This window comes from Allomuricauda sp. CP2A (assembly GCF_001683915.1).
Taxonomy (GTDB): domain Bacteria; phylum Bacteroidota; class Bacteroidia; order Flavobacteriales; family Flavobacteriaceae; genus Flagellimonas.
This window is the reverse complement of sequence record NZ_LXTT01000026.1, coordinates 69,288-83,196: the sequence shown is the minus strand read 5'-3', so window position 1 is coordinate 83,196 and position 13,909 is coordinate 69,288. Positions and strand designations below refer to the sequence as shown.

Genomic DNA, 13,909 nt, shown 5'->3' with positions numbered 1-13,909 from the left:
TTTTTTTCAAAACCCAAAAAAGCTATTCTCCGAAAAAGGTTCGCACTAAAACGAGCACAAAACCAATCAAAAAAATGGAGGTGAAAATCAGCTTGTTGTTTTTGGCCAACCCATTGGGCAAAAAAATATCAAAATTGTCCTTTGTGGAATCCGAATATTTCCGGGCCATCAAAGTGAGTGGGCAGAACATTTTAAAAATCAAAAGAACCAATCCTTCCCCGATCACCAAGGCTATGCCCACCCAGGTGTAGGTATTGATGTTTCCTGTGATTCCAGAAAACAGCACATAGAAAATCACAACCACAAAAAATGCCCAAATCAAGGTGTGCACTAATTTTATCCAGAATAACTTTCCCATAGGCGAGCCATTTATGTGTTCTTCAACGGTGCAATTCGGATTTGACTTTTACCAATTCACCCAGCAACCGGGTTTCCTTTACTTTGTGCGAAAGGTTCATGGCCTGTGCCATTCTATAGATCTCAAAATTCAGGGTGTCAATCTCCGTTTCCCTTTTGTTGTTGATGTCCTGAAGGGTGGAAATGAGTTGTCCATCAGACATACGACTAATCATCAATACTTGATCTTCCAGTTCGGAGGTTCCCAAATCAATTCCTTTTTTATTGGCAATAGTGGCACATTCCACAATAACCCGTTGTGCAATGGCGAACACAGCCTTATCTCTATGGAATATGCCGTTGTCAGTCTCCAACAAGGGGCAAATGGAATTGAACACGCAATTGGCAATGGCCTTTTTCCAAATGATGCGTTGGATGTTCTTTTCGGCCACAAACCTAAAATTGGGAGTGTCCAGCGTGGCTACAATGTTTTCCAAAGCGGTGTTCTTTTGCTGTATGACCCCTATGGGCGACGGGGCCACAGGTTTATAACTTATGGTGTTCGGCGCACTATTCTGGCTGGTCATAAAAAGGACACACCGAAAGATTTCCGGAAAATGCTTTTCCAAAAAAGGTTGTTCCACACCCAGCCCATTTTGTAAAAGAATAATGGGTGAATCCCCAATCTTTGGCTCCAGTTTTTCAGATAAGGTTTTGTTTCCGAATGATTTGCTGGTCAACACCACAAGCCCCTCCAAGTGAGTATGGTTATTGAGCGTACTGACCATGATTTCAGCTTCTAGGGTGGGGCCATCCAATAGGTCCACCCCGATGTTTTCCATATGCGGGGTTCCATCGTCCAAATGGCCGCGGATCAACTCCACTTCTTTCCCTGCTTGATGTAAGGATACGGCAAGTGCCTTGCCCACAGCCCCGGCACCAATGATAAAAATTTTCATAGTACTAAAGGTACCAAGATTGGAGCAGATTGAGGTTGCTATTTTTTAACGATCAATTTTTGATTGGGAAGATCAATTGTGATTTTTTGACCAATCCATTCCAATCCCATGATCCCTTCATAGATCAACCCATCAATAAAGGTGGCGATGAAATCTTGGACTGAAGACTTTTTGCTCAAATTGGACAGTTTATCAAGTTTGGTAAAATAATACGTGTTGCCTTCATTTGGGTTGAAAGGGCTTGACCGAAACTCCTTTTTTACTTGGGAGGAATCCACGCCCAAGGTCTCCATGTATCTTGAACTGAACCGGTAGACCCCAAACCCGGCACCGGTATCCAATCCCACGAGCAATTCTAAGCTGTCATTCAAAAGAACGGGTGTAGCCATGTCTATATTGATATTTCTGTCATTGGTGATGGCAAGTGGCATTTCAAAATCTGCTTCGGAGCGGACTTTTTGCAAGGATTGTGGCGATTCAAGGGTTAAAACCTTATTCCCAAAATCTATGGTGAAGGGTTGGTCTTTAAAAGGCGTCAATGAAATGAGTCCATCCAATGGGAAATCAAAATTGAAAACGGCTGTTTGTCCATCGGGTTCTGTAAAGCTTCCAATTTGCAATGTATTGTAATTCCAAAGATTGGCCTGAAGTGCTTCTCCGGTAGCACGATGTCCGGTATAAAAGTGATGGGTTTCTTCAAGATTCCCGACTTTATCAGCAAATTTTTGGGTCATTAAATTGATGCCTGCCCCTGTATCAAAAATAAAGGTGCCATCAACACCGTTTACTTTGGCCTGAACGATAATGTGTCCTTCGGGCGTCAAGACAAAAGGCACTTGGATTTGTTTGGAAACTGGGTTTTGGGAATAGGTAATAAGCGCACTGAAAAGGAAAACTGTGGCAATTATTTTCTGCATGGTTGGTGAATGTATCGGTTTCTATTATGACGAACCAACAGCAATTCAGTTACAATTTGTGAAATATTATAAAGGTCAACTATTCTTTATTCCGATCCCCGCTTCTTTTTATTGAAGTAGTAAATGGCATACGCAATTCCGGCCAACACCACAAAGGGCAAATAGCTTCCAATGACAACGCCAATTTCGTAGGCACTGTCCGGGGCTTGTTCCATCTTTTTTTGGATATCAGGTTGTTGGAGTATGGCAAACAGCATACTCAAAGGTACGATTTAAAAAAATTGAAGCGGCCCAGATCGTTATCCAAGCCGCTCCAATTAACACTACATCTAAAATCAAAATCTAGTCAACATGTGTAAAAACCTTATTGACTATTTTCCATTCCCCCGCAATCTTGGCCAGTGACAGGTAATCATAATAATTATATCCCGAGAAGGGCACATGCAGTTTGGCCATGGCCGCCTTTCCCAAAATATCGATTCCGATAATCCCCATTTTGCATTCTTCTCCCAATGCTTTGGGGCTTTGTCTGTTCTTGACCCCATCAATATAGGCCGATTTACTTTTCAAGTAATCCACTCCTTTGATGTCGCCATATAAATATGCGTTTTCGTGGAAGCACTTTTCCAATTTGTCCACATCGCCTTTAAAAATCCCTTCAAAGTAATCTGCGATCAATTGTTCTATGGCCTCCCTGTTTTCTTTGAACATAACTATCATCATTTTAAATGGCGTGGCCCACGGTATGCCCACCAGCCACATTTATGGTTTCGCCAGTTATGAAATCTGCGGAAGCCAAATAGTAGGCTGCCTCAGCTATCTCATGGGCTTCTCCGATGCGGTTCAATAGATGGAGTCCCGCAAGACTATCGGGATCTTCAACCCCAATTTTTCCCTGCAAAGGACTTCTGATGATGCCCGGCGCAATGGTATTCACCCGAATCTTCTGCTTGCCAAACTCTGCGGCGAGCTGCCTTGTCAACGCGTGGATAGCACCTTTGCTCGTTAAGGGTGCCGTGGCCGGAAATCCATCTATGGCATGATCCACCAACACCGTTCCGATGTTGATAATGGAACCTCCCCCTTGCTTTATCATGTGGGGGATGACTTCCTGGGAAGTGATGTAGGTTCCCATAAGGTTCACTTTCCAAAAAAGCTCCAGATCCGCTTCATTCACATCCAGAAAAGGCTTTGGGGCGAAAATCCCTGCATTGTTGATCAACACATCAATGGAACCGAATTTTTCCAGGGCCTCTTCCGCCAGTTTTTTCCCGGTTTCCCGTTTGCTGATATCCCCCACAACATAGGTGGCATTGGTTGGAGACTCCAACGACTGGAATGTCATTTCCAAATTTGCCGCATTTGAGGAATTCATGATCACATTACTGCCCCGTTCCAAAAAATAGCGGGCTGTTTCCTTTCCCAATCCGGTGGAAGCTCCTGTTATGATTACTGTTTTGTTTTTCATGCGTTTTGTTTTTTTGTTTCTGAATATTGTTTTCCATCATAACCCCAATTGTCCATCGGAACCTCATCAATGACAATGTGGGTAGTTTTGGGGTTTTTGTTGAGCACGTCCACCAACAATTGGGTGACGCCTTCGATCAATTTGCGCTTTTGGGTTGGGGTTACCTGTTCGTCGGTAACCTTGATGTTTACATATGGCATTTTATAGGTATTTAAAATTACCATACAAAGGTGCGGTTAGCCCAAAAAGATGGAAAGGAGCTATATCACAGATTTAATGTGATGTAGGTCACAAAAAATGAAAAATGAAAGGGTTTTAAAGGGACAATCGGCTCAAGGTCTCCCGTGACACCCCCAAATACGCGGCGATGAGTTTTTTGGGCACCCGTTGAAACAATTGCGGGTATTGCTCCAGAAGAACATCGTAACGTTCCTTGGCCGAATTTTTTAAAAGGGAAAGAATTCTATTTTGAAGTGCAATTCTGCCATACTTGCTTTTTTTGGCCCAAAAGCGTTCCATCTTGTGCATTTGGGCCGTGAGTTTTTCCCTGTTTTCAAAAGTGATGTACAGCAGTTCGCTGTCCTCAATACAATCTATGGATATTTTTGAAGGGGTCTGTTTTACAAAGGATTCATAATCCGTGATCCACCAATTTTCCATTCCAAATTGAAGAATGTGCTCCTTTCCTTCATCATCCACAAAATAACTTTTAAGACATCCTTTAAGAACCCAAAACTCCTTGTCCACAAGTTCACCTTCCTGAACAAGGTATTGGTGTTTCCGTTTTTTAATGGGTTCAAAATGGCTTAAAACCATATCGAATTCCTCATCGGTCAAGTTGATCAGTTCTTCGATATGTTTTCGTAGCGGATGCATCACGCGTTCATCAACTCCTCGATCTCTTCGATCTCTATGGGAATGTTGCGCATTAAGTTGAAGGGCTCTCCCGTTTCTTGGATGACCACATCGTCTTCCAAACGCACCCCCATGCCTTCATCCGGAATGTAAATGCCCGGTTCCACGGTAAAGACCATGTTCGGTTTCATGGGTGTTTTCAACGCTCCATAATCGTGGGTGTTCAACCCAATGTGGTGACTGGTGCCATGCATAAAATATTTTTTGTATGCGGGCCAATCCGGGTTCTCGTTTTGTACATCGGCCTTGTCCAAGAGTCCCAAGCCAATCAACTCAGAAGTCATGATCTTGCCCACTTCCTTGTGGAATTCAGCCCAAATAACCCCCGGCACCAACATTTTGGTGGCTTCATTCTTTACCCGAAGCACAGCACTGTACACTTCTTTTTGTCTATCCGTAAATCTACCATTGATAGGGACGGTACGGGTCATGTCCGCAGAGTAATTTGCATATTCGGCTGCCAAATCCAACAGGATCATATCGCCATCCTTCACCTGTTGGTTGTTTACCAGATAGTGGAGCACATTGGCATTGTTGCCCGAAGCAATGATGGGCGGGTACGCATATCCTTTGGAGCGATTCCGTACAAATTCGTGCAAAAACTCGGCCTCAATTTCATACTCCCACACCCCTGGTTTTATAAGTTCCAAAATCCTTCGGAATCCCTTTTCGGTGATGTCGCAAGCGGTTTGCATGATGGCAATCTCCTCTGGCTCTTTGATTCCGCGAATCTCTTGCAAAATGGGGTTGCTCTTGGCCCACTGGTGTGCCGGAAAGTCCTTTTTACATTTTTCAATGAAGCGATCCTCGCGGGTCTGGGTCTCCACGGCTTGGCGGTAATGTTCATTGGTGTTGAAGTAAATGGTGTCTGCCTCGGTCATCAAGTCAAAAAAGACCTTGTCAAAATCGGTGAGCCAATAAATGGTTTTTATGCCCGATACCTCAGTGGCCTGCTCTTTAGTGAGTTTGGGTCCTTCCCAAACGGCAATATGGTCATTGGTCTCCCTAACAAACAAGATTTCACGGTGTTTTGGATCCATCGCATCCGGAAACAACAAAAGGATGGTTTCCTCTTGATCGGCACCACAGAGATAAAAAAGATCTCGGCTCTGCTCAAACGGAAGGGTGCTATCGGCCCCTATGGGATAAATATCATTGGAGTTGAACACGGCAATGCTTTTTGGCTTCATTTGCGCCGTGAATTTCTTTCGATTTTTTACAAACAGATTACTGTCTATGGGAGAATATTTCATATAAATAATTTGGTTTGCCAAATGTAGGTAATTGTGTTCCCCAAGACAAATTCATACCTTACCTCTTAAAAGAAATTCCATGCAACTCAACCTGAGTATCCCAGCCCTTTTATTTCCAGCCATTTCGCTTACCATGTTGGCCTATAATGCCCGGTATTTGGCCATCGCGGCCCTTATCCGACAGTTGCACAAACAGTTCGAGGAGACTTCGACTTCGGCCCATCCGCTGAAACAACAGATTCAACAGCTTCGGAAACGATTGGGTATCATTAAAAACATGCAGGCCACGGCCATCATCAGTTTTTTGTTGGCGGCCATTACCATGTTCCTTATTTATGTGGAAATGCAAATTTGGGCCAATGTCATTTTTGGGGTCAGTTTGGTGTTCCTGGTCATTTCTTTGGTGCTCTCGCTGTTGGAGGTACAACTCTCAACAAAGGCCTTGGGTATTCAGCTAAAAAGCATGGAGAATTGACCTATGCCGAGGGGAAAATTTGAACGCCCATAAAATAAAGCAATTTTCGGGTCTTATCATCAGAGGCTTTTGTATAATTTGGCTTTGATAAAAACCACGCTTTCAAGAGGTTGTCAATAAAGAACAAAAAACCAAACCATCAACACGAAATATCATGCTAGCCAATCGAAAAAAACGAATTAAATCCATTGATATGCTCCGGGGTCTTGTCATGGTCATCATGGCTCTAGATCATGTCCGCGACTATTTTCATGCAGATGCCTATTTTTTTGATCCCTCTGATATGGCCCAAACCAATGTACCACTTTTTTGGACCCGTTTTGTGACCCATTTTTGTGCGCCTGTGTTTGTATTCCTTGCGGGAACCTCAGCTTTCTTTGTGGGACAGCGCAGGGATAAAAAATCCTTGTCCATTTGGTTGTTGAAGCGAGGTCTTTGGTTGGTAATTGCCGAGCTCACCATTATAAAGTTGGCCTGGATGTTTAAATTGGATTATTCCACCATTCTGCTACAGGTCATCTGGGTCTTGGGTATAAGCATGATCTTCTTGGCGGGATTTATACACCTGCCCAAAAAGTTTATGATCGGGCTGGCCTTACTAGCGGTTTTTGGTCATAATTTATTGGACCCCATTGCCCCTACCGATACGGTTGCTTCCGGTTTTTGGACCTTTTTGCATGTGTTCAATATTGTGAATATGGGCAGTTTTCAGGTATTTGTGGGCTATCCCATGATTCCGTGGATCTTTGTGATGCCCTTGGGCTTTTATTTTGGAGAGCTCTACAAACCCTCCTATGATCCAAAGCTCAGAATAAAGCGTCTGTTCCAGCTAGGGTTGGGATTGACCTTGTTGTTTTTTGTCCTGAGAAGCATAAATATTTATGGCGACCCATATACTTGGACCGAACAAGAGTCCTTCGGTATGACCATTGCTTCCTATTTTAACATTACCAAATATCCCCCGTCCTTGCTTTACCTGTTGATTACCTTGGGGCCTTCCATTCTCTTTTTGGCTTTTGTGGAGAATATACAGAACCAATGGACCGAGAAACTGGTAGTCATAGGAAGGGTGCCCATGTTCTTTTACATTGTACATATTTATGTGATCCACCTCCTTGCGGTGGTGGCCGCAATGTCCACCGGTTTTGATTTTTCGGATATGGTCATCGATATTTGGGTGACCCTACAACCCCAACTGCAGGGGTATGGTTTTGATCTTTGGGTGGTGTATCTCGTTTGGATTGTTTTGACCATTGCCCTGTATCCCGTTTGCAGTTGGTACAATAACTACAAGACCAACCACAGGGAAAAATGGTGGCTGAGCTATTTGTAATTTGGCGTAAATCCCAAAATTTTAAGGCTTGCCTCAATTGCGCATCAATTGAAATAGCCAATCCATCAATGCGTCTGGGCTGTTCATAAAGTTTTCTTACTATCATAAAGAGTTTCCTTAATTTTAGGGTATTGTGCCAAACAGCTTTTTGCTATGAAAAAGACGGTTAAGGAAGTTGATTTTTTTAAGAACATCCGGGAAATCAGGGAGTGCGATTTTGGGGTGTTCTATTTTTTTGATGGCTTGGTCATTTCTGAAATCAAGGAAGGCGTTGTCTTTAATTGGTCCATGGCGAAGAAAATCATCAATATTGCCTATGAAATTATTGGAACGGACAAACCCATTGCCTATATCTCCAACCGGATCAACAATTATTCTGTGGTCCCTACGGATTGGCTGAAATTTTACAAAAACAGGCACAAGCTCGAATTTTACTCTGTGGTTGCCTACAACAAAGGTGGGCTGTCCAGTATTGTCTTGGAAAAAATGTTCTTCAAGAACAACATTCGGCAATTCTCTGACCTGGAAAATGCCATTAAATGGAGCATCTCCATGATCAACGATAAAGAATTTGGACTAACGCCCTATGTGGAATAATGCATCCCCTTGGTTTATCACAGCTTGATGGTTAATGCAGATAATATGCCCATCAAATGGTGCCTTAACTTTTTTGTTTTTCCTGGCAAAGGTATCCGTGACCAATCCCAAGACCTCGCCTTTTTTTACGGATTGCCCATTTTCTATTTGTGGAATGAACATCCCGGCCCTTGGCGCCCGAATCCAACGGGTGGACTTCAAATGAATGGAAGGCCCTTGTTTCAAATTTGTTCCTTTTGCCTTCATTCCCAAGTACGTAAACACATTTTGAATTCCCTGCATTCCTATTGTAATGGCCTTTTCATCAAATCGCATACTCTCGCCCGACTCATAGACCATAGTGGGGATTCCCATCTTATAGGTGGCCTTCCGAAAAGAGCCCGTTATCAATTTGGAAGGAAAATAAAAGGGAGCGTTGAAGGCTTTGGCCAATAGTTCACTTTTGGAATCCCCTGAGGTGTACCTAGCCTGAGGGTGGTTATGCCGTTGGCTTCCACCCGTGTGCAGGTCGATGCCAAAATCTACTTGGGGCAAAATTTGTTCTGTATAGGCATAGGCAATCCGGCTGGCCAAGGAACCTGTTTTTCTGCCCGGGAAGCTTCGGTTGACATCCTTTCCGTCCGGGACATCCCTTGAAAAATGGATAAAGCCAAAAATATTGAGGATCGGAACCACGATCACGCCCCCTTTTTTAATGGCAAAATGGTTTTCCTGAAGCATCCGCCGCAGTGTTTCCACCCCGTTGATCTCATCGCCATGCAAGCCTGCTTGCACCAAAACGGTGGGTCCTGCTTTCTTTCCGTTGAACACATGCACGGGAATATCGATCAAGGTCCCCGTAGGAAGCCGGGCAATGTTCAACTGTAGCAGTTTATTTTCTCCCGGTGCAATGGCCTCTCCATTTATGGTTATGGTCTTATTTTCTTTTTCTTCGTCCATTTTTTTCCACAAATTGAATGATGTGTTTGGCTACATTCACTTGGGTCGCTGCCTCTATTCCCTTCAACCCCGGTGATGCATTGACCTCTATCAGCAAAGGTCCCTTTTTGGAACGGATAAGATCCACCCCAGCCACGCCAAGACCTAAATATTTGGTGGCATTTATAGCTATGAATTTCTCTTTTGGGGTCAATTGAACCGCTTCCGTCTCAGCACCTCGGTGCACATTGGACCTAAAATCATCAATATCGCTGGTCCGTTTCATGCTGGCCACTACCTTGTTTCCCACCACAATAATCCTAAGGTCTTCTCCATGGGCCTCCTCAATATATTCCTGCAGGAGAATACTGGTATTCATGTTGTATAAAGTGTCTATCACGGATTTTGCTGATTTTTTACTCTCCGCCAACATAACACCCTTGCCCTGCGTGCCTTCCTGCAATTTTATGATGACCGGCCCCCCTCCCAAAAGTTTTATTTGTTCCTCTACATTGTGTGGGTTGATGGAAAACACGGTTTCGGGAATGGGAATTCCCTTTCTGGCCATAATTTGAAGTGTCCGGACCTTGTTCCGTGCCCGGGTGATGCCCAAAGATCTTGCCGTACTGAAGATGTTGTTCACCTCAAACTGCTTTACGATGGCGGCACCATGCCTGGTGACGGTTGTACCAATGCGGGGAATAATGGCATCAAACTCATCGGTAATATCCTCCGTGTCCAGATAAATTTGAGGCTTATCCATACCCAATTTTACCGAGCATTTAGTGTGGTCTATCATTTCAACATAGTGACCGGCGTTTTCGGCTTCTTGCGCTATCCTTTTTGTGGAATGCACATTAAGGCTAACGGATAATATGGCAATGTCCATGGCATTGGGTTGGTTAAAATCATCTGTAATATCGGTCAAAATTCCCAAAATAGAAATTCATCCCCATGAATTTAAAAACAACAAAGTCCTTCATATCAAGAGAAGAAAACCATTTCCTTGCTCTAAATTCATCCCTGCTTAAAATCAGTCTAAATAACTGGTTTTACAATGTTGAAAGCTTGTTAAAAACTTAACCGTGCCGTAAATTTGTATTAAAACCAGCACTAATGAGTGGATTGATAAAATCTTCAATTGCCCGAAAAGTGGTAATGGCACTTTCGGGTCTTTTTTTGGTTGTTTTTCTCACACAACATTTTACCATTAACATTACTTCGGTCATTGACCCGGAAACCTTTAACTCGTGGTCCCATTTTATGGGCTACAATCCCTTGGTACAATTTGTCCTCCAGCCTATTTTGATCGCGGGCGTGATCATCCATTTTGTCATGGGCTTTGTCCTAGAAATCCAGAACAAAAAAGCGCGGGGAATCAATTACGTGAAGTTCAAAGGAAGTGCCAACGCACCATGGGTGTCCCGAAACATGATCTACTCCGGATTGGTGATCCTCGCTTTCTTGGTGCTCCACTTTTATGATTTCTGGGTGCATGAGATGGCCTACAAATACATTGAGGTCTCTCCTGAAGACCCAACACGCTACTACCATGAAACCGTGGAAAAATTTGAACCGTTCTGGAGAACCATTCTTTACGTTTTAGCCTTTGTATTGTTGAGCCTTCACTTGTGGCACGGCTTTGCTTCCTCATTCCAGAGCATGGGATGGAACAACAAATACACCCCGGCCGTAAAGACGTTCACTAAAATATTTTCGGTGGTCATTCCCCTGGGCTTTGCATTCATCGCCCTGTATCACCACCTTAACCCAATAACACATTAAGTATGGGCATATTGGATTCTAAAATTCCATCTGGGCCGTTGGCCGACAAATGGACCAAACATAAAAACGACATTAACCTTGTTAACCCTGCCAACAAAAGGAACATAGACATCATTGTTGTAGGCACGGGATTGGCAGGTGGAGCCGCAGCAGCCACTTTGGCCGAGTTGGGTTATAACGTAAAAACATTCTGCTACCAAGATTCACCGCGTAGGGCGCACTCCATTGCTGCGCAAGGGGGCATCAATGCCGCAAAAAACTATCAAGGGGATGGTGACAGTAACTATCGCCTTTTTTATGACACTATTAAAGGTGGGGACTACCGTTCCCGTGAAGCCAACGTATACCGCTTGGCCGAAGTATCCGGAAACATCATTGACCAATGTGTGGCACAGGGGGTTCCTTTTGCCCGCGAATATGGTGGTATGTTGGACAACCGCTCCTTTGGAGGCGTGTTGGTTTCCCGAACCTTTTATGCAAAAGGACAGACCGGACAGCAATTGTTGTTGGGTGCCTATGCTGCCATGAACCGACAGATCAACCGGGGGAAAATTCAATCTTTCACCCGCCATGAAATGATGGATTTGGTCTTGGTAGATGGCAAGGCCAGAGGAATCATTGCGCGTAATCTGGTGACCGGTGAAATTGAACGACACAGCGGTCATGCCGTTGTTTTGGCCACTGGAGGTTATGGAAACGTGTTCTTCTTGTCCACCAACGCCATGGGAAGCAATGTAATGGCGGCATGGCGTGCGCACCGCAAAGGTGCATTCTTCGCCAACCCATGCTTTACGCAGATTCACCCAACTTGTATTCCCGTTTCTGGGGACCATCAATCTAAATTGACATTGATGTCGGAGTCCCTCCGAAACGATGGCCGTATCTGGGTGCCCAAGAAAATGGAGGATGCCGTTGCCATCCGTGAAGGAAAGTTGAAACCCACACAGATTGCCGAGGAAGATCGCGATTATTATTTGGAGCGACGTTATCCCGCTTTTGGTAACCTTGTGCCCCGAGATGTGGCTTCAAGAGCTGCCAAGGAGCGTTGCGATGCAGGCTTTGGGGTAAACAAGACCGGTGAGGCCGTTTATTTGGATTTTGCATCGGCCATCAAACGTTATGGAAAAGAAAAAGCCTTGACCTCGGGGATTAAAAACCCGGATGAGGCCACCATCATAAAACTGGGTGAGGAAGTTATCGAAGCAAAATACGGTAACCTCTTCCAGATGTATGAAAAAATTGTGGACCAAAATCCATATAAGACCCCAATGATGATCTATCCTGCGGTACACTATACCATGGGCGGACTTTGGGTGGACTATAACTTACAGACCACCATCCCAGGGTGTTATTCTGCCGGAGAGGCCAATTTCAGCGACCACGGGGCCAACCGATTGGGAGCTTCGGCCTTGATGCAGGGTCTTGCAGATGGTTATTTTGTGCTGCCCTACACCATTGGGGATTATTTATCAGATGATATCAGAACCGGAAAAATCCCAACCGATTCCGCAGCCTTTGATGAGGCCGAAAAACAGGTTCGTGACCGAATGGAAAAACTGATGTCCGGTACAGGAATCCACTCCGTGGATTACTACCACAAAAAGCTGGGCAAGATCATGTGGAACAAATGTGGTATGGCCCGAAATGCCAAAGGGTTGGAAGAAGCCATCAAAGAGATTTCCGCGCTTCGAAAAGATTTCTGGGAGAACGTAAAAGTTCCGGGAACCATCGATTCTAAAAACCAAGAATTGGAAAAAGCGGGACGCGTGGCCGATTTCTTGGAGTTGGGTGAACTTTTTGCGAAAGATGCCCTGCACCGAAACGAATCTTGTGGGGGACACTTCCGTGAAGAATACCAAACCGAAGAAGGCGAAGCCTTGCGTGATGATAAGAACTTTAAATATGTGGCCGCTTGGGAATATGCCGGAGAGCCCAAAGATGCCAAATTGCACAAAGAGGATTTGGTGTACGAAAATATTGAATTAAAGACACGGTCCTACAAATAAGAAGCTATGAAATTATATTTAAAAATATGGCGTCAAAAGGACGCATCCTCACCCGGAAAAATAGTTGATTATACCCTTGATGGTGTAGAAGGTGATATGTCTTTCTTGGAGATGCTGGACATCCTTAACGAGGAGTTGGTTTCCAAAGGGGAAGAGCCCGTGGAATTTGACCACGACTGTAGGGAAGGTATCTGCGGAACCTGTTCCCTGCAAATCAATGGGGAACCACACGGCCCAGACCGATTGGTGACCACCTGCCAATTGCACATGCGAAAATTCAAGGATGGGGACACTATAGTCATTGAACCTTTCCGTGCAAAAGCATTTCCTGTAATCAAAGATTTGATAGTGGACCGAAGCTCGTTTGAACGAATTCAACAAGCGGGTGGTTTTATTTCTGTAAATACTTCGGGTAACACCGTGGATGCCAATGCCATTCCCATTAACAAGCATGATGCAGATGAAGCCATGGATGCTGCTACCTGCATTGGTTGTGGTGCTTGTGTGGCCGCTTGTAAAAATGCCAGTGCCATGCTGTTCACCTCAGCCAAGGTTTCCCAATTTGCTTTGTTGCCCCAAGGTAGAATTGAGGCCGTGGAACGTGTTCAGAACATGGTACGCCAAATGGACTTGGAAGGTTTTGGTAATTGTACCAACACGGGAGCCTGTGAAGTGGAGTGCCCTAAAGGTATTTCCTTAACCAACATTGCCCGTATGAACCGGGAATATTTATCCGCTACTTTGAAGGGATAGATTAAACTGTGTCAGTTCGAATAAAATTCCAATAGGAATTTTGTATCGAGAACCGTGCTTTGGAAAACCTATTCTCGATACCTTGCCTTAGCCGCAGGCAGGCAATTTTTCCTCATTTCGAATCGGAAAAACCACTCGAATTAACGGTTTTATAGATAGTTGATAAAATTTAAAGTGTACAAAACCCAAATTCC

Annotated in this window: 17 protein-coding genes; 6 read left to right on the top strand and 11 right to left on the bottom strand. The window is 44.3% G+C overall.

The genetic code is table 11. The features are described 5' to 3' along the window. Positions 1-22: 22 nt before the first annotated feature. From A7D14_RS03105 to A7D14_RS03070, 9 genes are all read right to left on the bottom strand, one after another. On the bottom strand, positions 23-358 hold the full coding sequence (locus tag A7D14_RS03105; protein WP_067029823.1) for a hypothetical protein: 336 nt from the start codon (positions 356-358) through the stop codon (positions 23-25). Positions 359-380: 22 nt separating this feature from the next. Then, positions 381-1,295 (bottom strand): ketopantoate reductase family protein, encoded by a 915-nt coding sequence (locus tag A7D14_RS03100; RefSeq protein WP_067029821.1) that lies wholly within the window; start codon positions 1,293-1,295, stop codon positions 381-383. A gap of 38 nt (positions 1,296-1,333) precedes the next feature. Then, a complete protein-coding gene (locus tag A7D14_RS03095; protein ID WP_067029819.1) occupies positions 1,334-2,212 on the bottom strand; it encodes a retropepsin-like aspartic protease in 879 nt (292 codons plus the stop codon). 86 nt (positions 2,213-2,298) lie between these two features. After that, entirely contained in the window at positions 2,299-2,469 is a 171-nt protein-coding gene (locus A7D14_RS19950; protein WP_176712352.1) for a hypothetical protein, read from the bottom strand. A gap of 85 nt (positions 2,470-2,554) precedes the next feature. After that, complete coding sequence (locus tag A7D14_RS03090; RefSeq protein ID WP_067030210.1) at positions 2,555-2,923, bottom strand: nuclear transport factor 2 family protein; 369 nt, start codon at positions 2,921-2,923, stop codon at positions 2,555-2,557. A gap of 13 nt (positions 2,924-2,936) precedes the next feature. Then, entirely contained in the window at positions 2,937-3,680 is a 744-nt protein-coding gene (locus A7D14_RS03085) for an SDR family NAD(P)-dependent oxidoreductase (protein WP_067029818.1), read from the bottom strand. Next, positions 3,677-3,880 (bottom strand): tautomerase family protein, encoded by a 204-nt coding sequence (locus A7D14_RS03080; RefSeq protein WP_067030207.1) that lies wholly within the window; start codon positions 3,878-3,880, stop codon positions 3,677-3,679. The genes A7D14_RS03085 and A7D14_RS03080 overlap by 4 nt, the downstream gene beginning before the upstream one ends. A 115-nt stretch (positions 3,881-3,995) precedes the next feature. Further along, a complete protein-coding gene (locus A7D14_RS03075) occupies positions 3,996-4,556 on the bottom strand; it encodes a Crp/Fnr family transcriptional regulator (RefSeq protein WP_067029816.1) in 561 nt (186 codons plus the stop codon). Continuing rightward, the gene (locus tag A7D14_RS03070) at positions 4,556-5,848 is read right to left on the bottom strand and encodes an aminopeptidase P family protein (protein WP_067029814.1); all 1,293 of its coding nucleotides are present in this window, start codon (positions 5,846-5,848) and stop codon (positions 4,556-4,558) included. The genes A7D14_RS03075 and A7D14_RS03070 overlap by 1 nt, the downstream gene beginning before the upstream one ends. Before the next feature lie 79 nt (positions 5,849-5,927). Here A7D14_RS03070 and A7D14_RS03065 point away from each other — a divergent pair, with 79 nt between their 5' ends. The 3 genes from A7D14_RS03065 to A7D14_RS03055 all read left to right on the top strand — a co-directional run bounded on the left by A7D14_RS03065 (position 5,928) and on the right by A7D14_RS03055 (position 8,253). Next, complete coding sequence (locus A7D14_RS03065; RefSeq protein ID WP_067029812.1) at positions 5,928-6,323, top strand: DUF2721 domain-containing protein; 396 nt, start codon at positions 5,928-5,930, stop codon at positions 6,321-6,323. Positions 6,324-6,477: 154 nt separating this feature from the next. Next, positions 6,478-7,656, top strand: coding sequence for a DUF1624 domain-containing protein (locus A7D14_RS03060; RefSeq protein WP_067029809.1), 1,179 nt, complete (start codon positions 6,478-6,480; stop codon positions 7,654-7,656). A gap of 153 nt (positions 7,657-7,809) precedes the next feature. Continuing rightward, positions 7,810-8,253 carry a hypothetical protein gene (locus A7D14_RS03055; RefSeq protein ID WP_067029807.1) on the top strand — a complete coding sequence of 148 codons (444 nt, stop codon included), beginning with the start codon at positions 7,810-7,812 and terminating at the stop codon, positions 8,251-8,253. On the opposite strand, the gene A7D14_RS03050 is transcribed toward A7D14_RS03055, so the two are convergent. Continuing rightward, positions 8,233-9,192 carry a succinylglutamate desuccinylase/aspartoacylase family protein gene (locus tag A7D14_RS03050; RefSeq protein WP_067029805.1) on the bottom strand — a complete coding sequence of 320 codons (960 nt, stop codon included), beginning with the start codon at positions 9,190-9,192 and terminating at the stop codon, positions 8,233-8,235. The genes A7D14_RS03055 and A7D14_RS03050 overlap by 21 nt on opposite strands. Further along, positions 9,170-10,099 carry a RimK family alpha-L-glutamate ligase gene (locus A7D14_RS03045; protein ID WP_255307373.1) on the bottom strand — a complete coding sequence of 310 codons (930 nt, stop codon included), beginning with the start codon at positions 10,097-10,099 and terminating at the stop codon, positions 9,170-9,172. The genes A7D14_RS03050 and A7D14_RS03045 overlap by 23 nt, the downstream gene beginning before the upstream one ends. A gap of 188 nt (positions 10,100-10,287) precedes the next feature. On the opposite strand from A7D14_RS03045, the gene A7D14_RS03040 reads away from it, so the two are divergent. From A7D14_RS03040 to A7D14_RS03030, 3 genes are read left to right on the top strand one after another with little or no spacing between them, the layout of a single operon-like run. Beyond that, complete coding sequence (locus tag A7D14_RS03040; protein ID WP_067029803.1) at positions 10,288-10,956, top strand: succinate dehydrogenase cytochrome b subunit; 669 nt, start codon at positions 10,288-10,290, stop codon at positions 10,954-10,956. A 2-nt stretch (positions 10,957-10,958) separates the two neighbouring features. Next, complete coding sequence (locus A7D14_RS03035) at positions 10,959-12,962, top strand: fumarate reductase/succinate dehydrogenase flavoprotein subunit (RefSeq protein ID WP_067029801.1); 2,004 nt, start codon at positions 10,959-10,961, stop codon at positions 12,960-12,962. Positions 12,963-12,968: 6 nt separating this feature from the next. Beyond that, positions 12,969-13,715 carry a succinate dehydrogenase/fumarate reductase iron-sulfur subunit gene (locus tag A7D14_RS03030; protein ID WP_067029799.1) on the top strand — a complete coding sequence of 249 codons (747 nt, stop codon included), beginning with the start codon at positions 12,969-12,971 and terminating at the stop codon, positions 13,713-13,715. Positions 13,716-13,909 lie beyond the last annotated feature (194 nt).